The following is a 23,044-nucleotide window of genomic DNA, read 5'->3' on the forward strand; positions in this document are numbered from 1 at the left end:
CGGATTGTTACAGTAAATCCGGCGGTGTTGCCTCGTGCGACAGGGCCGGGATCACATCATCCAAGGCCTGAACGCTGGTCTGTTTTTCACCCAGTCGGCGCAGGGATACGGTGTTTTCTTCGACCTCACGCAGACCGCAGGCCAGGATCACCGGAACTTTGCCGACCGAATGTTCGCGGACTTTGTAGTTGATTTTTTCGTTGCGGATATCGGCCTCGGCCCGCACACCAGCGGCGCGCAGTTGATCAACCACTTGATGCACGTAGTCATTCGCTTCCGACACAATCGACGCCACGACAACCTGACGTGGGGCCATCCAGAAGGGCAGTTTCCCGGCATGTTCTTCGATCAGAATGCCGATGAACCGCTCAAAGCTGCCCAATACGGCGCGGTGCAGCATCACCGGGCGATGCTTTGCGCCGTCTTCAGCGATATAGGTGGCGTCCAGCCGCTCGGGCAGCACGAAATCCACCTGCAAGGTGCCGCATTGCCAGTCGCGGCCAATGGCGTCGGTCAGCACAAACTCCAGTTTGGGGCCATAGAATGCGCCTTCGCCGGGGTTGAGGTCAAACTCGCAACCCGCGGCCTCGGTGGCCGATTTCAGCGCCTCTTCGGATTTGTCCCACACCTCGTCACTGCCGGCGCGTTTCTCAGGACGGTCCGAGAATTTGACGGCAAATTTCTCAAACCCCAGATCGCGGTAGATTTCTGACAGGAAGCCGATGAACTTCTCGGTTTCGGCGGCAATCTGATCTTCGCGGCAGAAAATATGTGCGTCGTCTTGCGTAAACCCGCGCACGCGCATGATGCCATGCAGCGCGCCCGAAGGCTCATAGCGGTTGCAGCTGCCGAATTCGGCCATGCGCAACGGAAGGTCACGATAAGATTTCAGACCCTGATTGAAAATCTGCACGTGACACGGGCAGTTCATGGGTTTCAGCGCGTTAACCGCTTTTTCGCGGGCATGCTCTTCGTCGACTTCAACGATGAACATGTTTTCCTGATACTTATCCCAATGGCCCGATGCCTCCCACAGTTTGCGGTCAACAACTTGCGGGGTGTTCACCTCGACATAGCCACCGCGGCGTTGCTGGCGGCGCATGTAATCTTGCAAGGTGGTGTAGATGCTCCAGCCGTTGGGATGCCAGAAGATTTGGCCCGGGGCCTCTTCTTGCATGTGGAACAGGTTCATCTCGCGGCCCAGTTTGCGGTGATCGCGCTTTTCGGCTTCTTCAAGGAAGTGCAGGTAATCCTTAAGCTTTTCCTTGTTCGCAAAGGCCACGCCATAGATGCGCTGCAACATCGGACGGTCGGAATCGCCGCGCCAATAGGCGCCCGCCACCGACATCAGCTTGAAGGCATCGGCGGGCACTTGCCCGGTGTGTTGCAGGTGCGGACCACGGCAGAGATCTTGCCACGGGCCGTGCCAATACATGCGCAGCGGCTCATCGCCGGGGATGGCTTCGATCAGTTCAACCTTGAACGGCTCGTTCTGGTCTTCGTAATGCTTGATGGCGCGGGCGCGGTCCCAGATTTCGGTGCGGACGGGATCGCGCAGATTGATGATCTCTTTCATCTTTTTTTCAATCGCGCCAAGGTCTTCGGGCGTGAAGGGTTCGGCGCGATCAAAGTCGTAGTACCAGCCGTTTTCGATCACCGGGCCGATGGTCACTTTGACGCCGGGATACAGCTCTTGCACGGCGCGGGCCATGATATGGGCCAGATCGTGCCGGATCAGTTCCAGCGCCGGGCCTTCATCTTTCATTGTGTTGATGGCGATGGCGGAATCAGCCTCAATCGGCCACTGGAGATCCCAGTGCTGGCCGTTCACATTGGCCGAGATCGCCTTTTTGGCAAGCGATGTGGAAATATCGGCAGCCATGTCGGCGGCGGTGATGCCAGCCGCGTAGTGACGTGCGTTACCATCGGGGAATGTAAGGGAAATCTGGGCCATTGGCCTGTCGCTCCTCGTCAGTTTGGCGCCCACGGAACGCCCGGTTGCGGGTATATGGTTCGGCCTGCCTTCTGCCCTGCACCTTGGCCCAAGTCAAGCGCAGGCTTTTATGCGCAACGAAACAAATCATCGGGGCCGGTGTTCGACGAACATGGCGCGCGAAAAATTCCGCCGATCATGTCCGCAACGCCCTGCACCTATCTTGCCGCGCCCCAAGGTGTATGGCCGTGGTGTGCAATTGTATGCGGGCGCGCGTCGTAACATATTGACGCAGAACGATTAAATATATGGCCTGTCGCAAACGATAGCTGTATTGTCGCTTATCATCACATGAGGTAATCTCTCATCAAACCAAATCCGAGGAGACAACATGCCGCGTTACAATGAAAATTTCGAATTGTCGGTTGAGGATATTGATCTGATCGAAGAGGCGCTGCACCAGTCCAAGCGCGAGCTGGCGGGCAAATTGGTTGAGGCGGACGCCTCGGATGACGCCGAACTTCGGGCCGTGGATCAATCTGTGCGCCAGATTCACGATCTGTTGGGCCGCTTGCACAACCAAAAAGTCTTTTACCGTCCTCGGCAACAGCCCTATGTCAGCGGGTGACGTTCAAAACACCCCGGCAATGAAAGGCTTGGTTTGCCCTACCTGTTCGACCGGCTGACTGGTCAGACCACCGATGAAACCGAGGCGCGCAACGGCCTGCGCCATATCGTTTCATTAAGCTTGTCGAAACTGTCGGATGGGTTGATTGACCCGAAACTTGTTCTCAGTTGGCTGCTGGCGACCATAGGCGTTCCGGCGGCCTTTATCGGGATGCTGGTGCCGATCCGCGAGGCTGGGGCGTTGTTGCCCCAAGTGGTCATGGCCGGACGGTTGCAGCAGATGCGCCAGCGCCGCTGGGTCTGGGTTGTTGGCAGTGCGGGGCAGGGCGTTGCCGCTATGTTGATTGCACTAGCGGCTTGGACCCTTGCCGGGTGGTGGGCCGGGGCGGTCATCTGTGGGCTATTGGCCGGGCTGGCCGTCTCGCGGGCGGCCTGTTCGGTGTCTTACAAGGACATTCTGGGCAAAACCGTGGGCCAGTCGCGGCGCGGCACGGTGACGGGCACGGCCGGGTCCGTGTCATCGGGATTGGTTTTCGTGTTCGCCTTGCTACTGGTCAGCGGCGTCTTGAAATCCCAAACCGCCGTGGTCGCAGCCATCGCCGTGGCCGGGGCGCTGTGGCTGGCGGCGTCGGTCACGCTGGCCGGGCTGCACGAAGACGACAGCGCGCCAGACGCCCCAAGTGGCGCAATCGAGTATTGGCACATTCTACGCGACGATCAAAACCTGCGGCGGTTCATCGTGGTGCGTGGTCTGTTGGTCTCAACCGCGCTGGCACCGCCTTACATGGTGGTGCTGGGCACGCAGGCGGGGGCCACGGCCACTGGCAGTTTGGGCGCGCTTGTTGTGGCCTCATCTTTGGCGGGCTTTCTGAGTTCATACCTTTGGGGGTGGCTTGCGGACCGCTCAGCGCGGGTGATGCTTTTGCTATCTGGCACCTTTGGTGCTTTGGCGATGGCCGGGGCCATGGCGTTGCATCTGGCCGGGTTGGCCGGAACGGTTTGGGCCATTCCCTGCGTGTTGTTCGTTTTGATGGTCGCCTACCACGGGGTGCGTCAGGCGCGCTCGACCTATCTGGTGGATATCTCGCCCGAGGATCGGCGCTCGGTCAACGCGGCGGTGGCCAATACCGCCATCGGGGGGATCTTGCTGGTCAGCGGGGCCTTTGGCGGCGCGCTGACATGGCTGGGGCCGCTGGCGGCCCTGACCGGCTTTGCCGTGATGGCGCTGGCTGGTGGTTTGCTGGCGCTGAGGTTGCGCGACGTGTCTGCGGGCTGAGGCTGGCCACATAGATATGGGCCACAGCCTGCAGAGTGACACCATCATGCTCGCAGTCCCTACAGCAAAGCGAACCGGCCAGTGCGGCAGTTCATCGGGTCGGTCGCCTTGGCCGCAATCGCGCCTTGCATCTGCGCGCCGGTTTGGCAAGTCTCACCCTCGCAAGACCATCGACGGGAGACAAGCATGCCGCAGGCCGAAATTCTGACAACCGCACAGGGCCGCAGCTTGGCCTATCACAAGACCGAGGGCACCGGCCCCGGTGTGGTGTTCCTTGGCGGGTTCAAATCCGACATGCAGGGCACCAAGGCCGTGCATCTTGAGGCATGGGCACAGCGCACGGGCCGGGCGTTCTTGCGGTTCGACTATTCCGGGCATGGGCAATCGTCGGGCGCGTTTTCCGATGGCTGCATCGGGGATTGGGCCCAAGATGCAATGACAGCAATTCGCGCGCTCACCGACGGCCCGCAGGTCTTGGTCGGCTCGTCGATGGGCGGCTGGATTTCGCTATTATGTGCCCGCGGCATGGCCGACAAGCTGGCCGGTTTGGTCACCATAGCCGCGGCCCCCGATTTCACCGAAGATTCGATGTGGGCCGGGTTTGACGCCGCACAGCGCGCCGCCTTGCAGGAAAACGGCGAAGTCGCGCTGCCCAGTGACTATGGCGCGCCCTATATCATCACCCGCAGGCTGATCGAAGATGGCCGGAATCATCTGGTTCTGCGCGCCCCACTGGATTTGCCCTGTCCGGTGCGGTTCTTGCAGGGCAACGCCGACGCGGATGTGGAGACCGCCGTGGCGCTGCGCCTTTTGGATCACGCGCAGGGCCCCGATATGCGGCTGACCTTGGTGGACGGCGCCGATCACCGCTTTTCCGATGACGATTGTTTGGCGTTGATCGAAACCTCGCTCGAAGAGGTTTTGGAGCGGTGTGGAACGGCATGATTCGGGGATGCCATATGACCCCCCAAGGCCACGCAAACACCTGAGGAAAGGCGCGGCCCGGCGGCACAAAGGCGGCTGTTCGCCGAATGCGTGACCCGACAGCCACTTGGCGGTGCGCAATGCTTGACCCTGTGCCGCGCTGTGGCAAGGTGCGCCGGCGGGCGGCCCCGCTGTGCGGTAAAGGACAAAAGTGATATGCGTGACCCGTTGGTGTTTTTGCCGGGTATGATGTGCGATGCGCGGGTGTTTGGCCCGCAGATTGCGGCCCTCAGCCGCGAGCACGCGGTGACAGTCGCGCCCGTGACCCAAGGTGAGCGGATCGAAGAGATCGCGTCGGGGTTGCTGGACCTGTTGCCGCGCAAGTTTGCGCTTGCCGGGCTGTCGATGGGGGGGATCGTAGCGATGGAACTTCTGCGCCGCGCGCCCGAGCGTGTCAGCCGGATTGCCCTGATGGACACCAATTCGCTTGCTGAAACGCCGCAATCGGCCACCGAATACGAGCCTGCCATCATCAAGTTGCGCGCCGGCCGGTTTCAGGAGGCCGCCGAGGTTCTGTTGCCCCCCGATGCCTTGGCCTCCGGTCCGCAACGGTCTGAAATCATGGCGATGGTGCTGGATATGGCAGCCCATCTGGGGGAAACGGCGGTCATCCGTCAGATTCGCGCGCTGCAGCGCCGCCGGGATTACCAATCGGTTTTGCGTCGCTGCAAGGTGCCAGCCTTGGTCCTGTGCGGTGCGCAGGACGGTCTGACCCCGGTCAAGCGGCATAGCTTCATGGCCGATCTGATCCCCTACGCAGAACTTCAGGTGATCGAGGATTCGGGTCATTTGCCAACGCTGGAGGCCCCGCAGGCCACCACCGACGCGCTACTGGGCTGGTTGCAACAACCCTACGTCTTGCAAACCCGAACCGATGCCTGATCGCCGCCCCGGTTGGACCGCCCGGTTGCGCCGCATGCGTCGCCAGGTGCAGGTCTGGTCGAAACGTCATTTGCCGCCGGGCTTGCGTCTGGTCGCCGGGCTGTTGCTGATGTTGGGCGGTGTTTTTGGCTTTCTACCGGTGATCGGATTTTGGATGTTTCCGCTCGGTGTGGCGGTGGCGGCGCTCGACCTCGTCCCGATTGTCCGCTGGATCAGGGGCCGCCAAGACAACCCGCCTAAGGACAAGCGCTAACGCCAAGCCCTTCATTGTTCCACAAATACTCCGGGGGAGTCGCCGCTTGCGGCGACGGGGGCAGCGCCCCCTAAACCGGCCCGCGCCTCAGCCCACACCGCCGGTTCAAGCCACCGCGTTTTTGTTGGCCGCTTTCGGTTGGGCCTTTTTGGCCTTGCGCGGTTTGGTCCGGTTGCGTTCGGCGGGGGCTTCGGAATTGGCATCGATGAAATCCAGCACGAGAGGCCGGATATTGTTGCGCCAACTGCGCCCCGCGAAGATGCCGTAATGGCCCGCGCCGGGTTCAAGGTGGTTGGCTTTTTTGTCATCGGGCAGGCCGGTCAGCAGATCAAGGGCCGCAACACATTGGCCGGGGGCCGAGATATCATCCTTGGCCCCCTCGACGGTTTTGACCGCGACATTGGTGATCGCCCCGATATCGACCTTGTGACCATTGACGACAAACTCGTTCTTGGCAATTTCAAGCCCTTTGAAGATGCGTTCAACCGTGGACAGGTAGAATTCGGCGGGCATGTCCATAACGGCCAGATATTCATCGTAGAATTTGTTATGCGGGTCGTGATCGCTGGCCTCGCCGCGCGACACGCGCAGGATCTGATCGGAAAACGCCTTGGCGTGGCGGTCGGCGTTCATCGACATGAAGGACGACAATTGCAACAGGCCCGGATAGACCATGCGCCCGACGCCTTTGTGTTTGAACCCCACACGTTGGATCATGGTTTCTTCCAGCTGGCCCATGGTCACGCGGCGGCCAAAATCGGTCACGTCGGTGGGCGTTGCGTCGGGGTTGATCGGGCCACCGATCAGGGTCAGGGAGCGCGGCTGCGCATCGGGTTCAATCTCGGCCAGATAGGCGGTAGCGGCCAGTGTCAGCGGCGCGGGCTGGCAAACGGCGATCACGTGCAGGTCGCTTCCCAACTCGCGCATGAAATCCATCAGGTAAAGCGTGTAGTCCTCGACATCGAATTTCCCGGCCGAGACGGGGATATCGCGGGCATTGTGCCAATCGGTCACATAGACCTCGCAGTCGGGCAACAGCGATCGCACGGTTGATCGCAACAGCGTGGCATAGTGGCCCGACATCGGCGCGACCAGCAGAACGCGGCGGTCCATTTCGTCGCGGCCCATGACATCAAAGTGGATCAGGTCGCCGAACGGGCGTTCGACAACGGTTTCGACATTGATCAGGTGGTCGCGGCCATCTTCGCCGGTGATCGATTCGATGCCCCAATCGGGTTTCGTCACGGTCCGTTGGAAGGTGCGCTCGGTCACCTCGCCCCATGCGGCCATCCATTGCAACGCAGGGTTTGGCGTCAGTGAAAAAACCGGATAAGATGCAATCGCAAGGGCCGATGCGCCCATCCATTGATTGGTATTCCGGAGGGTTTCCATCCAGTCATAAGTCATCATGTAGCGCATCGTCGTCTCCTTGCTGTCCGGGCTGTTCCGGTCGCATACGGCGCAATTTTCCCGGGTGGGGTGCGCAATGCTGCATAGCAGAAACTTAAGAGGAATTTCTACCAATGGCAACAAAAGAGGACGCAATGGGCGAAAATCTCGAAAAAATGACCGAGAATTTGGCGCGTGTCGAAGAGTTGTCGCAACGGCTGATCACGGCTTTGTCGGCGCGCAACCCCGCCAACCCCAGTTTAAGCGGCCCCTCACAGGATTTGTTCGCCAAGGCGGCCAGTTCGTATTGGTCCGAGATTCTGGAAAATCCCGGGCGTCTTTATGAAAGGCAGGTCGAATACTGGGGGAAATCCGTGCGCCATTTCATGGAGGCGCAACATCAATTGCTGCAGGGGCACGCCGCTGTGGTCGCCGCAGATGACGCGGGCGAAGAAGACGACCCTTTGAAAGGCGATAAACGGTTTTCCAATCCGATGTGGAACACGCACCCTTATTTTCGCTACATCAAGCACCAATACGCCCTGAACGCCGCCGCGATCGAAGAGGCGGTACAACAGGTGGACGATCTGGATCGGACGGAAAAGCAACGGCTGGATTATTTCGCACATCAGATCATCGACATGATGAGCCCCACGAATTTTCTGGGCACCAATCCCGATGCCTTGGAAAAAGCCGTGGAGACCGAAGGCGAAAGCCTTGTGCGCGGGTTGGAAAACCTTGTCGACGATCTTGAGGCCAACAAGGGCGAATTGCTGGTGCGTCTGACGGATGAGGACGCGTTCGAGTTGGGCGGCAACATCGCCACCACGCCGGGCGAGGTGGTGTTTCGCAACAAAATGTTCGAGCTGGTGCAATACGCGCCTGCCACCGATCAGGTTTACGAAACCCCGCTGGTGATCTTTCCGCCGTGGATCAACAAGTTTTACATCCTCGACCTCAAGCAACAAAACAGCCTGATCAAATGGATCACCGAGCAGGGCTACACCCTGTTTGTCGTCAGCTGGGTCAACCCCGATGCGTCCTATGCCGATGTGGGCATGGAGGATTACATCGAAGACGGGTTCCTGACCGCCATTCGCGAAGCCAAGGCGATTTGCGGGGTCAAGAAGGTCAATGCGGTAGGATATTGCATCGCGGGCACGACGCTGCATCTTAGCTTGGCGCTGATGGCCAAGCGGGGCGACACATCGGTGAAAAGCGCCACGTTCTTTACCTCGCTTACAGATTTTTCCGAGCAGGGCGAATTCACCCCGTTTCTACAGGACGATTTTGTCGATGGGATCGAAAAAGAGGTGACCGAGCAGGGCATCTTGCGCTCGTTCATCATGTCGCGAACAATGTCGTTTCTGCGCTCGAACGATTTGATTTACCAGCCCGCCGTGCGCAGCTATATGATGGGCGAGGCACCGCCGGCATTTGATTTGTTGTATTGGAACGGCGACGGGGCCAACCTTCCGGGGCGCATGACGGTCGAATACCTGCGCGATCTGTGCCAGAAAAACGAGTTTGTCGGCGATGGCATCCAGATGTGCGGCGAGACATTGCACATCAGCGATGTCAAAGTGCCGCTGATGTCCGTCACCTGCGAGACCGATCACATCGCGGCTTGGAAAGACTGCTATCGTGGGTTTCAGCAAACAGGGTCCAAGGATCGGACTTTTGTTTTGTCGGAATCCGGCCATATCGCAGGGATCGTGAACCCGCCCAGCAAAAAGAAATACGGCCATTACACAAATGACGACCTCAGCGGTGACGCCGAGACTTGGCGCGCGGGGGCCACGTTCCATGACGGGTCATGGTGGCCGCGGTGGGAGGCATGGCTGCGCAAGCGGTCCGGCAAGAAGGTTGCCGCCAGAGACCCCGGCGATTCGGCGCATCCGCCGCTATCGCCCGCGCCGGGCACCTATGTGCGGGTAAAAGCAAGTGCCTGATTTGAAAGCACTTTGAGAAAAATTTCTGCACCGCAGAAAAAGCAGTTGATTTTCTGCAGTGCAGCATTCATATTACTTGGAGTTGCAGAACAGCGGGATCGTCCCGCGGATCAAACCAAGTGAGGATTTACCAATGGCTGCTAAAGCACAAGATTTCACCACCGTCATGAAAGACGTTATGGGCGCATTCCCCGTCGACACCAAAGCGATGGAAGATGTTTTCAAGAACCAAGCCGACCTCAGCGAAAAGCTGTCGGGCGTTGCCTTGGACGCGGCTGAAAAGTCGGCTGAGCTGTCCAGCAAATGGACCAAAGAGACTCTGGCCAAACTGTCGGACATGAGCAAAGCCAAGGCAGAGCCTGCCGATTACGCCAAAGCGATGACCGATTTCGCATCGGCCAACGCCGAAGTGGCTGCCGAAAACATGGCGGCTTTTGCCGAAATCGCCAAGAAAGTTCAGACTGACACCGTTGAACTGATGATGGCGGCCGGCAAAGGCATGCAGGAAGACGCAGCCAGCGCCGTCAAGAAAGCCACTGACGACGCGACAGCGGCTGCCAAGAAAGCGACCGCCGCCAAGTAAGCGCGCATCGCCAGATGACATTCGGTGCGATCCATCCTCCCGGATCGGCCGGACTGACAAGGGCAGGCCCATTGCGGTCTGCCCTTTCTTTTTGCTCTGCGCTGGCATAAACTGCGCTGCAGCACCGATATATGGGAGGGTCGCGACGTGGCCGAAACTGACAAGCCGTTGCTGATCAAACGCTATGCCAGCCGACGTTTGTATAATACCGAGACGTCGGATTATGTGACGCTGGAAGATATAGCCGAGTTTATCCAGAAAGGCCGCGAGGTTCAGATCATTGATTTGAAATCCGGCGACGACCTGACCCGACAATACCTGTTGCAGATCATCGCCGAGCATGAAAGCCGCGGTGATAACGTGTTGCCGGTCAACGTGCTCAACGATTTGGTGCGCAGCTACACCAATCAGGCCACCAGCGTGGTGCCCGAATTTCTGGCCGCCAGTTTCGAGATGCTGCGCGATAGCCAATCGGCCATGGTTGAAAACATGACCAAGGGCAACCCGTTGGCCACGATGCCGGGCATGGATGCCATGCGCGTCCAGCAAGAGGCGTTTCTCAAGGCGATGACGGGTGGCTTAGGGGGGATGGCGACCACACCCTCTCGCAGCACCGATGATAGCACTGACAAAGACAGCGACGAAGATCTGGACGATATTCGCAAACAGCTGTCAGAATTGCAGGATAAACTTTCCAAGCTGAACAAATAGGGGTGGGCCAAGGTGGTCGATAGTCCGGGCCGCATCACCCTATGGGGGATAGAAGTGTTCATGGCGGCGGCCGACGAACGCTCGATCTCGGCGGCGGCCAAGCGCCTTGGGGCCAGCCCTTCGGCGGTAAGCCAGCAATTGACCAATCTTGAAAGCGCGGTTGGCGCGACCCTGCTGCAACGCAACGCGCGGCCCGTGCGGCTGACGCCCGCAGGCGAAATCATGAAGCGCCATGCGCAAGTGATCCTGAACGAGGCCACGCAAGCCCGTGCCGAACTGGCGATGTCGGACATGTCGATGTTGACGCGGTTTCGCCTTGGCATGATCGAGGATTTCGAAGCCGATGTGACACCGCAGCTACTGACCCATATGGCAGATGAGTTGCGCGGCTGTCAGTTTTTGTTGGAAACCGGGGCCAGCCATTACCTGTTCGATCTGCTGGATCAGCGCGCATTGGATGTGATCGTGGCAGCGGATCTGGGCGGTGGCGCGGATTGGGCCGAGGTGCATGCGCTGCTGCGCGAAGGCTTCGTGGTGGCGGCGCCCAAGGGCGCGATAGACCCGAACAAGGATATCCTGCGCCAGCTTAAACGCCTGACATTGGTGCAATACACGCAACGCCATTACATGGGCCGTCTGGTCAGCGCACATTTGACCCGGCAAAACCTGACCCTGCGCCACCGGTTCGAGATTGACAGCTATCACGCCATTCTGGCGCTGGTTGGGCAGGGGGCGGGCTGGACCATTCTGCCGCCACTGGCCTTGATGCGCGCGCGGCGGTTTGCCGATCAGATCGACGTGATGAATTTGCCGTTCGAGCCGCTGTCGCGCACCATCAGCCTTATGGCGCGCAAGGATATTCTGGGGGAAATGCCCTTGCAGGTGGCGGCCAGTTTGCGCCCGATCCTGCAAGACCGGATCGTCACCCCAGCAATCGCCGAACACCCGTTCCTTGCGACGTCTTTAACGGTGTTGTAGCGGCCCGTTTCCGTTGCGAAACGGGCCTTTGCGCGCAATGGTTTTGGCATCAGGTGCCGTAGGCGCGCGCCTCGCCCATCACATCGGTGGCGGCCTGTAGCAAGGCATCGGCGATCACATCCAGTTCCGGGCGTGTCAGCCGCGCGGGCAGGCGGGCATCGCAGGCGCGCATCAGCATGGCGCGTGTGCGCGGCAAGTCGCCGGGGGCTTCGGGCAGGAATTGCCAGTTCCAGAACGCGCGCGCATTGTCGGCGGACAGCCCGAATACCTGCACCTTGACGCCACGCGCGGCGGCAGCCTGTGCAAAGGCGCGGGTGTCGTCATCGCTCATGTTCACAAGGTTGAACTGGATCGAATCCGGCGCGCGCTGTTCTGGGCCAAGCGGTTGCGGAACGTTGATCCAGGGCGAGGTGTTCAACAGCGCCGCGACATGATCGTGATTGGTGCGTCCATCGCGCACGCGGCGCGGGATTTCGGCAATTTGCGGGCGGATAATGGCCGCGCTGAGGTTGCTCATCCGCAGGTTATACAGCGGCAGGCGGTTTTGCCATTTGGCGAAGGCATCGCGCAGGGCGGTATCGTCCCCATCAATATGCTTGGCCCAGTTATGTTCATAGGCCCCCGACATGATGACGGCGCGGGCGACCAGATCGGCATCGTCGGTGACCATGATCCCGCCTTCGCCGGCATTGACCAGCTTGTAGGATTGAAAGCTGAAGCACCCCACGCGCCCGATCGTGCCGATGTTGCGGCCCGCCCATGTTGTGCCAAGCGAATGCGCGGCATCTTCGATCACCGGAATATCGCGGGCGGTGCACAGCTCCATGATGGCGTCCATGTCGCTGGTATGGCCGCGCATATGGCTGATGATGACGGCTTGCACATTGTCCAGCTTGGCGGTGAAATCGGCAATGTCGATGCGGTAATTGTCGCCGACCTCGCACAAGACAGGCACGCAATCGGCATGCACCACAGATGACGGAACAGCGGCAAAGGTAAAGCCGGGGATCAGCACCCGCGCATCGCGGGGCAGGCCAAGCGCCTTGAGCGACAGGAACAACGCCGCCGAGCAGGAGGAAACGGCCAGCGCATAGCGGCTGCCCAGATGGGCGGCAAATTCTTGCTCCAGCAAAGCAACAGGTGCGTTTTCAGGTGCGGTATAGCGGAACAGATCGCCGGATTGCAGCATCCGGTCGATCTCGGCGCGGGCGGTGTCGGGGATTGGCTCGGCGTCGTAGACGTTAGGCGGCAGGGTCATGTGTTCGGAAATCCTGAAGTTATGTTTCGGGAAACCTAAACGATATGAGAAGTTCTCCCAAGCGAAATTTCTGTGACAGGCTGCCGCGCGCACAAAAACGGGCGCCCACAGGGGGCGCCCGAGCCAATCTTGCATGATGCTTGGCCACAAGGGCCATGGATCACCGCGGGTTAGGAGTGGTGCCGGGGAAATGGGGCGATCCCGTCTTGTTGCCGGACGTCCCAAGCGTGTTGCGGGACACGCCGTTGGTCTCGCCGCTGGTCAGCGCCTTGTCCACAGCCGCGCGGCTTTGCGAGGGGCTGTAATCGCCGATCTGAACGCGCTGACCGCGCTTGTGGGCGATATCTATCTGATACAGCTCTGGTCCGCTGAGTGATTGAAATGCGCTCTTGCTGATTTGAGTCGGCAGTTGCTCGATCACGGTGCGCTCTCCGGCAGTGGCGGGCAGGGCGGTTGCCGTCAGGGCGGCACCGATCACAAGGGGCAGAACGCGGCGGGCGGGGGTGTTTGCAGATTTGGTCATGTTGTTTTCTCTTTCAGTTTCGGTTGCGATGACCTGAAGATGCGGGCGCTAAGCACCTGTTGCAAAACACAAGTTTTACACGGACTGGTGAGGTGGCGCGTGATCGAGAACGCGCTCTCTGGGGCGTGAAGGGTCTGCGATCTGGCCGTGATCGGGCGAGCTGCGCAAATCTCCTTACGGGGCTGCAAAATTACGCAGCCCGGCGCATGGCGTGGCCCGTCTTTGGTGCTGCACAAGGCGGTTTGGGGGACTTTGGATCACATGTCTGACACGTCGCGGTGAGGTCTTTGTTAACACGTTCCGCGGGCGTTTTGGGGGGTGTTTGGCGGGGGTTCGACCATCCGCGCGGCAAAAAAAGCTTACACGCCGAGTCGGTCGCGCATCGCATACCATGTCATCGCCAGCACCAAGAGCGGCGAGCGTAGCGCGCTGCCACCCGGAAAACGCGGCGCAGGCACGCGTGACAGCGTGTCAAAGCCTTCGGCCTGACCGGCGATAGCGTCCGCCATCAGCTTGCCCGCATGGGTGGCGGTGCCAACACCGTGCCCGGAATAGCCCGAGGCCGACAGCATGTTGGGGCCAAGTCGCGCCAGATAGGGCATGCGTTTCATGGTGATGCCCAAGGTGCCGCCCCACGTATAGTCAAACCGCACGTCCGCCAGATGCGGGAAAATCTGCGCCATCGGTTTGCGCACGGTCGCCCCGATATCGGCCGGAAAGCGATAGCCATAGCTTTCGCCGCCGCCGAACAGCAGGCGATTATCCGAACTGAGGCGAAAATAATTGACAACGAATTTGGTATCGGCCACCGCGATGTCACGGGCCAGAACCTTGGCGGCCTCCGGCCCAAGCGGTTCGGTCGCGGCGATGAAATTGTTGATCGGCATGACGCGCGCGGCCACGCGCCTGTCCAGACCGCCCAGATAGCCGTTGCAGGCAAGGATCACATGATCTGCGGTCACAGCGCCCTTGTCGGTCTGAACGCGCGCGGGCTGGCCCTTGTGGACCTGCGCCACCAACGTGTTTTCATAGATGCGCACGCCCGCATCACGCGCCGCGCGGGCCAGCCCAAGCGCATAGTTCAGCGGGTGCAGATGGCCCGCCGTCATGTCCAATGTGCCGCCCACATAGCGCGGCGAGGGGCAGATCGCCTGCGCTGCGTCACGATCCAGCTTTTCAAGCGCGGTGTAACCATAACGCGCGGCCAGATGATCGGCATAGGCGTGCTCGGCCGACACCTCGGACGGGGTAAAGCACATATGCGCGATGCCCGGTTTCAGGTCACAATCGATCGAATGCTTGGCGATCAGCCCTTTGACCAACGCCTTGGCGTCTTCGGCCAGATCCCACAATTTTGCGGCATCGTCGCGGCCCACCACCCGTTCCAGCGCGTCCTGTTCCATCCGTTGGCCCGAACCAAGCTGCCCGCCATTGCGCCCCGATGCGCCAAAGCCCGCGCGATGCGCCTCAAGCAGCACCACGTCATAGCCGCGTTCCGCCAGATGCAGCGCCGCCGACAGACCCGTATAGCCCGCGCCGACGATGCAGACATCGGCCCTCTCCTGCCCGCGCAGGGGCGCAAAAGGCTCCAGCGGTGTGGCGGTGGCGGCATACCAACTGGCGGGATACTGGCCCGGACGGTCATTGGTGAAAAGCAGGTTCATGCAGGGGCCCGGCCTTAGACGTTCATCAGCAGGTGTTCGCGTTCCCACGGGCTGATGACTTGCAGGAATTCTTCGTATTCCGCACGTTTGACGATGCTGTAGACGCGGGCAAACTCCGGGCCCAGAATATCGTGCAAATCGGTTGCGGCATCGAACATGGTCAGCGCATTGCCCAGAACACGGGGGATATCGGCTTCGCCGGCATAGGCATCACCCTTGAATTCGGCTTCGGGATGCTCCTTGTTGATCATCCCCAGCAACCCGCAGGCCAGACTGGCGGCGATGCCCAGATAGGGATTGCAATCCATACCCGCCAGACGGTTTTCCACACGCCGCGCCGACGGCGGGGCCAGCGGCACCCGAATGCCGGTGGTGCGGTTGTCGCGTGCCCAAGCCAGATTGATCGGGGCGGCGTGATCCTTGACATAGCGCCGATAGGAATTGACATAAGGTGCCAGCACGGCAATCGCGTCGGGCAGGTGCTTTTGCAAGCCCCCGATGAAGGTCTGGAACAACTCGGTTTCGTTACCATCGCTGTCGGAGAACAGGTTTTCACCGGTTTTCGCATCCAGAATCGAATGGTGGATATGCATCGAGCTTCCGGGCTCGTCCTCGATCGGTTTGGCCATGAAGGTGGCAAAGCAATCGTGTTTCAACGCCGCCTCGCGGATCAGGCGTTTGAAGTAGAATACCTCATCGGCCAGTTTCACCGGGTCGCCATGCAGCAAGTTGATTTCCAGCTGACCGGCGCCGCCTTCTTGGGTGATGCCGTCGATCTCAAAGCCCTGCGCCTCGGCGAAATCGTAGATATCGTCGATCACCGGGCCAAATTCATCGACAGCGGTCATAGAATAGGCCTGCCGTGCAGCGGCGGGACGGCCCGAGCGACCCATCATCGGTTCGATTTCCTTGGCCGGGTCCAGATTGCGCGCGACAAGGAAAAACTCCATCTCGGGCGCAACCACGGGCGTCATGCCGCGGGCATGATACATCTCGACCACGCGCTTGAGCACATTGCGCGGCGCAAAGGGAATTGGATGTCCGTCCCGATCAAACGCGTCATGGATCACCTGCAAGGTCCAATCGCCGGTCCACGGCGCGGCGGTGGTGGTGGACATATCGGGCGTCAGGATCATGTCGCGTTCGATGAACCCGTCTTCGCCCGCGGCTTCGCCCCAATCGCCGGTGATGGTCTGGTAAAAGATGGAATCGGGCAGGTGGAAATGCTCTTGCCGAGCAAATTTGCTGGCGGGCACGGCCTTGCCGCGTGCGATGCCGGGCAGATCGGCGATGATGCATTCCACCTCGTCAAGGCGGCGGCCTTCAAGATAGGTTTTGGCCGCGTCGGCCAGGGTGCTGATCCAGTTGGACATATTATGTTTCCCGCTTGAAAAAGGCGGCCATGTGATCGGCAATGGCCTGATTTGCTGTGGTTTCCGGCAGGCGCTGTTGCGCGGCCTCAAGTTGGGCATCGGGCACCACGCCACGGCCGCGATGAGTGATCAACTGTTCGATCACGCGGGCCGGAAATTCGGGGTGTGGCTGAATCGTCCAGATCCTGTTGTCATAAAGTAGCGCGGCGTTTTCGCAAAAATCAGATTGGCCAACCACCTGCGCGCCGTCGGGCAGGGCCACGACCTGATCTTGATGCCATGCGTTCAGCGGCAGGCTTTCGCCACCGATCTTGTAATCGGTGCGCCCCACCGACCAGCCGCCGGGGAATTTGACTACCGTGCCGCCAAGCGCCTGCGCGATGATCTGATGGCCAAAGCACACGCCGACCATGGGCCGCCCATCTGCATAAACGGCCCGAATGAATTCCTCCAGCGGGGGGATCCATGGGTGGTTTTCGTAGGCCCCGTGTTTGGACCCCGTAACCAGCCAGCCATCGGCGGCGTCCACGGCACCGGGAAAGTCATCATCGACAACGTTCCACGTCTGAAAATCAAAGCCGTGCCCGTCAATAAGGCGGGCGAACATGGCGTCGTAATCGCCCAACTCGTCGAGAACGACGTCGGGGGCGTGGCCGGTTTGAAGAATACCGATCTTCATGGGGGGCTCCATAATTTGATCAAATTAAGGCTATCGCAGCCTTTGCCACGGGGCAAGCCCCGTCGCAAAGGCATGTTTGGGGGCATCATACCGTTTCAAGATAGGTTTTCCACCATGCCTCATGCGGGATGCGCGACATCTGATCCAGTTCCTGACGTTTGGTCATCATCAGGTTCCGGATCAGTCCTTCGGGGAAAATCCGGGCCATCATCTCGGAGGCGCCAAAGCGTTCGATCGCGGTGCGCCAGTCGGCGGCAAGGCCCGGCGCGTCGTGTTCATAAGCGTTGCCGGTGATCGGGGCCGGGGGTGTCATGTCATCCTCGATCCCGATCATCGCCGCACCAAGGATCGCGGCAAAGCTGAGATAGGGGTTGATATCGCCGCCCGGCACCCGGTGTTCGATCCGTCGCGCCACCGGCGGCCCGCCGGGAATGCGCAGGGCGGCAGTGCGGTTTTCATAGGCCCATGTCGCGCTGGTTGGGGCATGGGCACCGGGCACCAGACGGTCATAGCTGTTGGCATGGGGTGCAAAGATCAGGGTTGAGGGCGACATCCCTTCGATACATCCCGCCACGGCGGCGCGCAGGGTGTCGGTGCCTTCAGGGCCACCGTTGTCGAACACGTTGCGCCCCTCGGCATCCAGCACCGAGAAATGCATATGCATGCCATTGCCCGCGTCGTCGTCGAACGGCTTGGCCATGAATGTTGCGGCAAAGCCATGACGCCGGGCCAATCCCTTGATCAGCGCCTTGAAAAGCCATGTGTCATCGGCGGCGCTCAGGGCGTCGCGGTGGTTGAGCGTGACTTCGAACTGGCCGACCCCGGCCTCGATCGTGGCGGTCTGCGCGGGGATATCCATCGCCGCGCAGCCGTCGTAAAGCGCGGTCAGAAACTCGTCGAAGGCATCCATCTGCCACATCGACAGGATCCCCGGCGCGTTCAGTCGTCGCCCCGACCGAGGGCTGCGCACGGGTTTAAGGGCATCGCCGCTGTCATCGACTAGCGTGAATTCCAACTCGGTCGCGGCCATCACTTGCCAGCCGCGCGCGGCATACCGCTCAAGCACCGCCACCAAAGCGTGGCGCGGATCCCCGTCAAACGGCGTTCCGTCGTCGTGATACATCGCCATCGGCACCAGCGGCTGTGGCGCGCTGAGCCATGGCAGTGGCGCCGGGTTGCGCCCGGTGGGCCGTAGCATGCCATCGGCATCGCCAGACTCGAAAACCAAAGGCGATCCTTCGATATCGGCCCCGAAAATATCAAGGTTCAGCACCGATAGCGGCATCCGCACGGCCCCGCGGTCCAGTTTTTCGGCATAGTCACCCGGCACGCGTTTGCCGCGCATCTGGCCATTCAAGTCGCAGGCGGCAACGCGGATTGTAGAAAACTGTGACAAGTCCATTTCGGCGGCTCCAGATCGTGGATCGCGCCAAGGCTAGCGGCAAGTGTGGTCGGACGCCACAAAAATTTGATCAAAATAATTCAGCCTACGCCAGTCGTGTTGGCCGATAGCCCCCGACGGAAAAAGCAGGGGCGCGGACCCCTGCTTACGTGTTGCCTCAAATGTGCCGGTGCCGTGCCTATGGCGTGGCGTGTCAGCCCGCGACAGACGCTGCGCGAATGCTGGCGATCGAGGCGGCGATCGTGGTGTTGAACTCATCATCTGACTGCTGCGCTGACAGGCCTTCGGTCAGCGCCCGGCTGAAGCTGGCGATCATGCCGGTGTTGCGCGACAGGCGGGCGTTGGCCTCTTCCCGGCTATAGCCGCCTGACAAGGCCACCACGCGCATCACGCGGGGATGGTTGACCAGCGGTTGATACAGGTTGTCGGTTTCCGGCAGGGTCAGTTTCAGCATCACCTGACTGTCGGCCTCCAACGCGTCCAGTTGGGCGGTGATTTCAGCCAGCAGCATATCCTCGGCCTCGGCCTTGTCGCTGATGGAAATCGTCACTTCGGGTTCGATAATCGGGATCAGGCCGTGGCCAAGGATTTGCTTGGCGACCTCGAATTGCTGAGCGACGACCGCTTTGATCCCCGCCGGGTTGGCGGCATTGATCACCGAGCGCATCTTGGTGCCGAAAATCCCGGCCTTCACCGCGCGCTCCAGCAGCGCGTCAAGATCGGGCATCGGTTTCATCATCTGCACGCCGTTGTCTTCGTCTGCCAAACCCTTGTCGACCTTCAGAAAAGGCACGACGCCGCGATCTTCCCAAAGGTAAGTGGCGGCGGGTTTGCCGCCCATCTCGCGGTCCATGGTCATCTCGAACAGGATCGCGCCCAGAACCTTGTCGCCGGCAAAGGCCGGGGCCTGTGCAATACGGGTGCGCATGGCGTGGACCAGATCGAACATCTCGGCATCGGTGCCGTATTGGGTTTCTTCAACACCATACAGACGCAGCGCCTTGGGGGTAGAACCGCCGGATTGATCCAAAGCAGCGATAAAGCCCTGCCCGTTGCGCATCTGCTCTGCCTGACGTTCCTTGGACATCTTCATTCCCCGTTTTCGACATATGATTTGACTGGTGACACAGACGGGCGCCACGTGCGACCCGCGCGATTGGCTTGCTTCTAGGCGAGGGGCGGCAGGGTTGCAATCGTGGTCGCGCTAACAGCGCATCAACGGTTTTGGATCGCAACCTGCAGACTGGCCAACGCCCACAATTTAGCCGCCAAGCGCGGCCACGCCGGGTAGGGTTTTGCCTTCCATCCACTCCAGAAATGCGCCGCCAGCGGTTGAGATATAGGTGAAATCCTGCGCCGCGCCCGATTTGTTGAGCGCGGCCACGGTATCGCCACCGCCTGCGACCGAGATCAGATCGCCCGCTTTGCTGCGGGCCGCGGCATGGGCGGCGGCTGCGTTGGTGGCGGTGTCAAACGGCTCGATCTCGAAGGCACCAAGGGGGCCGTTCCAGATCAGGGTCTTGGCCGCGTCGATGGCGGCGGTGATCCGCGCCACGGATTGCGGCCCGGCATCAAGGATCATCGCATCGGCAGGGCAGGCATGGGCAGGCACGGTGTCATGCGCGGCCCCGGCGGCAAATTCGCGTGCCACAACCACATCCGCCGGCAGCAAAATTTCACAGCCCGCAGCCCCTGCCTTGGACAGGATGGCGCGAGCGGTGTCGGCCATGTCGTGCTCGCACAGCGATGTGCCGACGCTCAGGCCCTGTGCGGCCAGAAAGGTGTTGGCCATGCCGCCGCCGATCACCAGATGGTCGACCTTTTCGACAAGGTTGCCCAGCAAATCCAACTTGCTGGACACCTTCGCGCCGCCCACCACGGCAACGACCGGGCGCTTGGGCTGGCCAAGCGCGGCTTCCAGCGCCTCAAGCTCGGCCTGCATCAAACGCCCCGCGCATGAGGGCAGGTGATGCGCCACACCTTCGGTCGAGGCATGGGCGCGATGCGCGGCGGAAAAGGCATCGTTGCAATAGATGTCGCCAAGCCCGGCCAGACGTTTGGCGAACGCGGGATCGTTGGCCTCTTCGCCGGGGTGAAAGCGGATGTTTTCCAGCAGCAGAACCTGCGCATCATCCGCCTCGGCGGTCGGGTTTTCGGCCCCTTCAAGCGTTTCGATGAAATTGACTTTGCGGCCAAGCGCCTGTTCCAGTGCGGGCACCACCGGGCGCAGCGACATCTCGTCAACCACTTTGCCCTTGGGGCGGCCGAAATGCGCGAGCAGCATCGGTTTGCCGCCTGCGGCGAGAATCGCTTCGATCGTCGGCACGATGCGGGTGATGCGGGTGGCGTCGGTGACGCGGCCGTTTTCGATGGGGACATTGATGTCGACGCGGGTCAGCACCGTCTTGCCGTTAAGGTCCATGTCATCGAGGGGTTTCCAGCTCATGCCACTGTCTCCGCTTGGGTCAAATGCGCGCCTGTCATGGCGTCTGGCGGGCAGGGCGTCAAGCACTGTGCTTGGCATTCGCGGCGTGGCGTCTTAGGTAGTTGGCGACAGATCACACGAAGGAGCGCCCGATGGCCGAGATCAAGGACCCCGAGAACACCATTCTGCTGGAACTGAAGGATGGCATCGTTACCATTGAGTTGATGCCCGACATCGCCCCCAATCATTGCGCGCGCATGAAGGAACTGGCGCGCAGCGGCCAGTATGACAACGTGGCTTTCCACCGGGTGATTGACGGTTTCATGGCCCAGACGGGCGATGTGGCCAATGCCAACATGGAAAAAGATTACAACCCGCGCGCTGCAGGGACCGGCGGTAGCGATCTGCCCAACCTCAAGGCCGAGTTCAGCCGCATTCCGCATGATCGCGGCACCATCGGCGCGGCCCGCAGTCAGAACCCCGACAGCGCCAACAGCCAGTTCTTCATCAGTTTCAGCGACAATCATTTCCTGAACGGTCAGTACACGGTTTATGGCCGGGTGATCTCGGGGATGGAGCATGTGGATGCCATCACGCGCGGCGAGCCGCCTGCGAACCCCGACCGGATGATCAGCGTGAAGGTGGCAAGCGATGCGTAAACTGGCAGTTCTTTTCAGCCTGCTGGCCGGTCCGGCCTTGGCCACCGGCTTGCAAATCGAGGTTGCGGGCGAAGCCAATGGAACCGTCACCATCGACCTGTTCGAAGATGTGGCCCCCGGCCATGTCGAGCAGATCACCGCACTGGCCCAATCGGGGGCCTATGACGGGATCGTCTTTCACCGGGTGATCGACGGGTTCATGGCGCAAACCGGCGATGTGGAATTCGGCAAGCTTGAGGGCGGCGACATGCGCCGCGCGGGCATGGGCGGCAGCGACCGGCCCAACCTGAAGGCCGAGTTTTCGGATGTGCCGTTTGAACGTGGGATCGTGGGCATGGCGCGCAGCCAGAACCCCGACAGCGCCAACAGCCAGTTTTTCATCATGTTCGCCTCGGCGGCCAATCTGAACGGCCAATACACCGTTGTCGGCGAAGTGACCGAGGGGATGGACGTGGTTGACGCAATCAAGCGCGGTTCGGGCCGCAATGGCGAAGTCGTCGGCCAGCCCGATGTCATGACCAGCGTCACGGTCACCGAGTAAGCGATGCCAGAGGCCACGGGATACGAGCCGCTTAATGCGCTCAAACCCGTGGCCGATGGGCTATGGTTGGTCGATGGGCCGGCGATCCGGTTCATGGGGCTGCCATTTTCAACCCGCGCGACGGTTGTGCGGTTGGCCAATGGCGATCTTTGGGTGCATTCGCCCACGCGGTTGACCGACAGCCTGCGCTTGGAGGTGCAGGCATTGGGCCCGGTTCGGCATCTGATCGCGCCCAACTGGATACATTACGCGCATATCGCCGATTGGCAGGCCGCATGGCCCGAGGCCACTGTCTGGGCCGCGCCGGGTGTGGCCGAACGGGCGGCAAAAAAGGGCCTGACCCTGCCCATTGACCATGATTTGCAATGGGACACGGCAGACGCCCCTTGGGACGGCCAGATCGACCAGATGATCGTGCGCGGAAGCAAAACGCATCGTGAGGCGGTGTTTTTCCACCGCGCCAGCAATACGTTGATCCTGACCGATCTGATCGAGGCGTTCGAGACGGAAAAACTGCCCGTCTGGATGCGGCCCATCGTCTGGCTTGCCGGGATTGACGACAGTGACGGCAAGATGCCGCCTGACATGCGCTGGACCTTTCGGGACAAGGTCGCGCTGGCCGAAGACGTGGAACGAATGATCGACTGGGCCCCCGAACGTATCATCTTGGCCCATGGACGGTGGTATCGGGCCAACGGCGTGGCCGAACTGGAACGCGCCTTTCGAAAACTGTTGCAGCCGCGTTTGTGGGACCGGGCATTGGGCGACATGAAGGCGCGCAAGTCGCGGGCGGCGGGGGGCGACCGAAACGCGTAAAACGCATCCGGGCTTGCCACTGACAGCAATTTGCGCAGCCGTTTTGCGTTGGCCTAGTCTGGTGTGCCCGGCGATTGAGGTTGGTCCACCGACCCAAAGGAACGCGCTATCGCGCGTGCTGGATATCTCGTCGTCG

22 protein-coding genes are annotated in these 23,044 nt (G+C 60.8%); 12 read left to right on the forward strand and 10 right to left on the reverse strand.

Annotated features, from left to right (window positions below; genetic code table 11):
• Positions 1-7 precede the first annotated feature (7 nt).
• Positions 8-1,954, reverse strand: coding sequence for a threonine--tRNA ligase (gene thrS, locus HAT86_RS02515; RefSeq protein ID WP_167193067.1), 1,947 nt, complete (start codon positions 1,952-1,954; stop codon positions 8-10).
• Between the two features lie 370 nt (positions 1,955-2,324).
• Here thrS and HAT86_RS02520 point away from each other — a divergent pair, with 370 nt between their 5' ends.
• From HAT86_RS02520 to HAT86_RS02540, 5 genes are all read left to right on the forward strand, one after another.
• Positions 2,325-2,561 carry a hypothetical protein gene (locus tag HAT86_RS02520; RefSeq protein ID WP_167193069.1) on the forward strand — a complete coding sequence of 79 codons (237 nt, stop codon included), beginning with the start codon at positions 2,325-2,327 and terminating at the stop codon, positions 2,559-2,561.
• Between the two features lie 33 nt (positions 2,562-2,594).
• Complete coding sequence (locus tag HAT86_RS02525) at positions 2,595-3,836, forward strand: MFS transporter (protein ID WP_167193071.1); 1,242 nt, start codon at positions 2,595-2,597, stop codon at positions 3,834-3,836.
• Between the two features lie 186 nt (positions 3,837-4,022).
• Positions 4,023-4,781: an alpha/beta hydrolase gene (locus HAT86_RS02530; protein WP_167193073.1), complete on the forward strand. Its 759-nt coding sequence runs from the start codon at positions 4,023-4,025 to the stop codon at positions 4,779-4,781.
• Between the two features lie 195 nt (positions 4,782-4,976).
• Positions 4,977-5,702 carry an alpha/beta fold hydrolase gene (locus tag HAT86_RS02535; protein ID WP_167193075.1) on the forward strand — a complete coding sequence of 242 codons (726 nt, stop codon included), beginning with the start codon at positions 4,977-4,979 and terminating at the stop codon, positions 5,700-5,702.
• Positions 5,695-5,955: a hypothetical protein gene (locus HAT86_RS02540; protein ID WP_167193077.1), complete on the forward strand. Its 261-nt coding sequence runs from the start codon at positions 5,695-5,697 to the stop codon at positions 5,953-5,955. Before HAT86_RS02535 ends, HAT86_RS02540 begins: the two co-directional genes overlap by 8 nt.
• A gap of 105 nt (positions 5,956-6,060) precedes the next feature.
• On the opposite strand, the gene phaZ is transcribed toward HAT86_RS02540, so the two are convergent.
• Complete coding sequence (gene phaZ / locus HAT86_RS02545; RefSeq protein ID WP_167193079.1) at positions 6,061-7,374, reverse strand: polyhydroxyalkanoate depolymerase; 1,314 nt, start codon at positions 7,372-7,374, stop codon at positions 6,061-6,063.
• Positions 7,375-7,478: 104 nt separating this feature from the next.
• Between phaZ and HAT86_RS02550 the strand changes: the two genes are divergently transcribed.
• The 4 genes from HAT86_RS02550 to HAT86_RS02565 all read left to right on the forward strand — a co-directional run bounded on the left by HAT86_RS02550 (position 7,479) and on the right by HAT86_RS02565 (position 11,568).
• Positions 7,479-9,296 carry a PHA/PHB synthase family protein gene (locus tag HAT86_RS02550; RefSeq protein WP_167193081.1) on the forward strand — a complete coding sequence of 606 codons (1,818 nt, stop codon included), beginning with the start codon at positions 7,479-7,481 and terminating at the stop codon, positions 9,294-9,296.
• Positions 9,297-9,429: 133 nt separating this feature from the next.
• Complete coding sequence (locus HAT86_RS02555) at positions 9,430-9,879, forward strand: phasin family protein (RefSeq protein WP_167193083.1); 450 nt, start codon at positions 9,430-9,432, stop codon at positions 9,877-9,879.
• A 147-nt stretch (positions 9,880-10,026) separates the two neighbouring features.
• Positions 10,027-10,590: a polyhydroxyalkanoate synthesis repressor PhaR gene (phaR, locus tag HAT86_RS02560; RefSeq protein ID WP_167193085.1), complete on the forward strand. Its 564-nt coding sequence runs from the start codon at positions 10,027-10,029 to the stop codon at positions 10,588-10,590.
• Between the two features lie 12 nt (positions 10,591-10,602).
• Positions 10,603-11,568 (forward strand): LysR family transcriptional regulator, encoded by a 966-nt coding sequence (locus HAT86_RS02565; RefSeq protein WP_167193087.1) that lies wholly within the window; start codon positions 10,603-10,605, stop codon positions 11,566-11,568.
• A gap of 49 nt (positions 11,569-11,617) precedes the next feature.
• On the opposite strand, the gene HAT86_RS02570 is transcribed toward HAT86_RS02565, so the two are convergent.
• The 8 genes from HAT86_RS02570 to HAT86_RS02605 all read right to left on the reverse strand — a co-directional run bounded on the left by HAT86_RS02570 (position 11,618) and on the right by HAT86_RS02605 (position 20,913).
• Complete coding sequence (locus tag HAT86_RS02570; protein WP_167193089.1) at positions 11,618-12,826, reverse strand: DegT/DnrJ/EryC1/StrS family aminotransferase; 1,209 nt, start codon at positions 12,824-12,826, stop codon at positions 11,618-11,620.
• 160 nt (positions 12,827-12,986) lie between these two features.
• Complete coding sequence (locus HAT86_RS02575) at positions 12,987-13,349, reverse strand: hypothetical protein (protein WP_167193091.1); 363 nt, start codon at positions 13,347-13,349, stop codon at positions 12,987-12,989.
• Between the two features lie 359 nt (positions 13,350-13,708).
• On the reverse strand, positions 13,709-15,013 hold the full coding sequence (locus HAT86_RS02580; RefSeq protein WP_167193093.1) for an NAD(P)/FAD-dependent oxidoreductase: 1,305 nt from the start codon (positions 15,011-15,013) through the stop codon (positions 13,709-13,711).
• Between the two features lie 14 nt (positions 15,014-15,027).
• Positions 15,028-16,386 carry a glutamine synthetase family protein gene (locus HAT86_RS02585; protein ID WP_167193095.1) on the reverse strand — a complete coding sequence of 453 codons (1,359 nt, stop codon included), beginning with the start codon at positions 16,384-16,386 and terminating at the stop codon, positions 15,028-15,030.
• 1 nt (position 16,387) lies between these two features.
• Entirely contained in the window at positions 16,388-17,065 is a 678-nt protein-coding gene (locus HAT86_RS02590; protein WP_167193097.1) for a type 1 glutamine amidotransferase, read from the reverse strand.
• Positions 17,066-17,150: 85 nt separating this feature from the next.
• Positions 17,151-18,467: a glutamine synthetase family protein gene (locus HAT86_RS02595; protein ID WP_167193099.1), complete on the reverse strand. Its 1,317-nt coding sequence runs from the start codon at positions 18,465-18,467 to the stop codon at positions 17,151-17,153.
• 193 nt (positions 18,468-18,660) lie between these two features.
• Complete coding sequence (locus tag HAT86_RS02600) at positions 18,661-19,554, reverse strand: fructose bisphosphate aldolase (protein ID WP_167193101.1); 894 nt, start codon at positions 19,552-19,554, stop codon at positions 18,661-18,663.
• 174 nt (positions 19,555-19,728) lie between these two features.
• Positions 19,729-20,913 carry a phosphoglycerate kinase gene (locus HAT86_RS02605; RefSeq protein WP_167193103.1) on the reverse strand — a complete coding sequence of 395 codons (1,185 nt, stop codon included), beginning with the start codon at positions 20,911-20,913 and terminating at the stop codon, positions 19,729-19,731.
• Between the two features lie 131 nt (positions 20,914-21,044).
• On the opposite strand from HAT86_RS02605, the gene HAT86_RS02610 reads away from it, so the two are divergent.
• From HAT86_RS02610 to HAT86_RS02620, 3 genes are read left to right on the forward strand one after another with little or no spacing between them, the layout of a single operon-like run.
• Positions 21,045-21,551 carry a peptidylprolyl isomerase gene (locus tag HAT86_RS02610; RefSeq protein ID WP_167193105.1) on the forward strand — a complete coding sequence of 169 codons (507 nt, stop codon included), beginning with the start codon at positions 21,045-21,047 and terminating at the stop codon, positions 21,549-21,551.
• The gene (locus tag HAT86_RS02615) at positions 21,544-22,092 is read left to right on the forward strand and encodes a peptidylprolyl isomerase (RefSeq protein ID WP_167193107.1); all 549 of its coding nucleotides are present in this window, start codon (positions 21,544-21,546) and stop codon (positions 22,090-22,092) included. Before HAT86_RS02610 ends, HAT86_RS02615 begins: the two co-directional genes overlap by 8 nt.
• A 3-nt stretch (positions 22,093-22,095) precedes the next feature.
• Complete coding sequence (locus HAT86_RS02620; RefSeq protein ID WP_167193109.1) at positions 22,096-22,908, forward strand: DUF4336 domain-containing protein; 813 nt, start codon at positions 22,096-22,098, stop codon at positions 22,906-22,908.
• The last annotated feature ends 136 nt before the right edge of the window (positions 22,909-23,044 follow it).

The sequence above is a fragment of the Roseovarius gahaiensis genome (assembly GCF_011601345.1).
Lineage (GTDB): Bacteria > Pseudomonadota > Alphaproteobacteria > Rhodobacterales > Rhodobacteraceae > Roseovarius > Roseovarius gahaiensis.

Excerpts from the sequence above, each read along its gene's own strand:
- HAT86_RS02580 (WP_167193093.1), bottom strand. The coding sequence starts at position 15,013 with ATGAACCTGCTTTTCACCAATGACCGTCCGGGCCAGTATCCCGCCAGT.
- HAT86_RS02600 (WP_167193101.1), bottom strand. The coding sequence starts at position 19,554 with ATGTCCAAGGAACGTCAGGCAGAGCAGATGCGCAACGGGCAGGGCTTT.
- HAT86_RS02615 (WP_167193107.1), top strand. The coding sequence starts at position 21,544 with ATGCGTAAACTGGCAGTTCTTTTCAGCCTGCTGGCCGGTCCGGCCTTG.
- HAT86_RS02520 (WP_167193069.1), top strand. The coding sequence starts at position 2,325 with ATGCCGCGTTACAATGAAAATTTCGAATTGTCGGTTGAGGATATTGAT.
- HAT86_RS02555 (WP_167193083.1), top strand. The coding sequence starts at position 9,430 with ATGGCTGCTAAAGCACAAGATTTCACCACCGTCATGAAAGACGTTATG.
- HAT86_RS02550 (WP_167193081.1), top strand. The coding sequence starts at position 7,479 with ATGGCAACAAAAGAGGACGCAATGGGCGAAAATCTCGAAAAAATGACC.
- HAT86_RS02595 (WP_167193099.1), bottom strand. The coding sequence starts at position 18,467 with ATGGACTTGTCACAGTTTTCTACAATCCGCGTTGCCGCCTGCGACTTG.
- HAT86_RS02540 (WP_167193077.1), top strand. The coding sequence starts at position 5,695 with ATGCCTGATCGCCGCCCCGGTTGGACCGCCCGGTTGCGCCGCATGCGT.
- HAT86_RS02620 (WP_167193109.1), top strand. The coding sequence starts at position 22,096 with ATGCCAGAGGCCACGGGATACGAGCCGCTTAATGCGCTCAAACCCGTG.
- HAT86_RS02605 (WP_167193103.1), bottom strand. The coding sequence starts at position 20,913 with ATGAGCTGGAAACCCCTCGATGACATGGACCTTAACGGCAAGACGGTG.
- phaZ (WP_167193079.1), bottom strand. The coding sequence starts at position 7,374 with ATGCGCTACATGATGACTTATGACTGGATGGAAACCCTCCGGAATACC.
- HAT86_RS02585 (WP_167193095.1), bottom strand. The coding sequence starts at position 16,386 with ATGTCCAACTGGATCAGCACCCTGGCCGACGCGGCCAAAACCTATCTT.
- HAT86_RS02535 (WP_167193075.1), top strand. The coding sequence starts at position 4,977 with ATGCGTGACCCGTTGGTGTTTTTGCCGGGTATGATGTGCGATGCGCGG.
- HAT86_RS02590 (WP_167193097.1), bottom strand. The coding sequence starts at position 17,065 with ATGAAGATCGGTATTCTTCAAACCGGCCACGCCCCCGACGTCGTTCTC.
- HAT86_RS02575 (WP_167193091.1), bottom strand. The coding sequence starts at position 13,349 with ATGACCAAATCTGCAAACACCCCCGCCCGCCGCGTTCTGCCCCTTGTG.
- HAT86_RS02610 (WP_167193105.1), top strand. The coding sequence starts at position 21,045 with ATGGCCGAGATCAAGGACCCCGAGAACACCATTCTGCTGGAACTGAAG.
- HAT86_RS02570 (WP_167193089.1), bottom strand. The coding sequence starts at position 12,826 with ATGACCCTGCCGCCTAACGTCTACGACGCCGAGCCAATCCCCGACACC.
- HAT86_RS02530 (WP_167193073.1), top strand. The coding sequence starts at position 4,023 with ATGCCGCAGGCCGAAATTCTGACAACCGCACAGGGCCGCAGCTTGGCC.
- thrS (WP_167193067.1), bottom strand. The coding sequence starts at position 1,954 with ATGGCCCAGATTTCCCTTACATTCCCCGATGGTAACGCACGTCACTAC.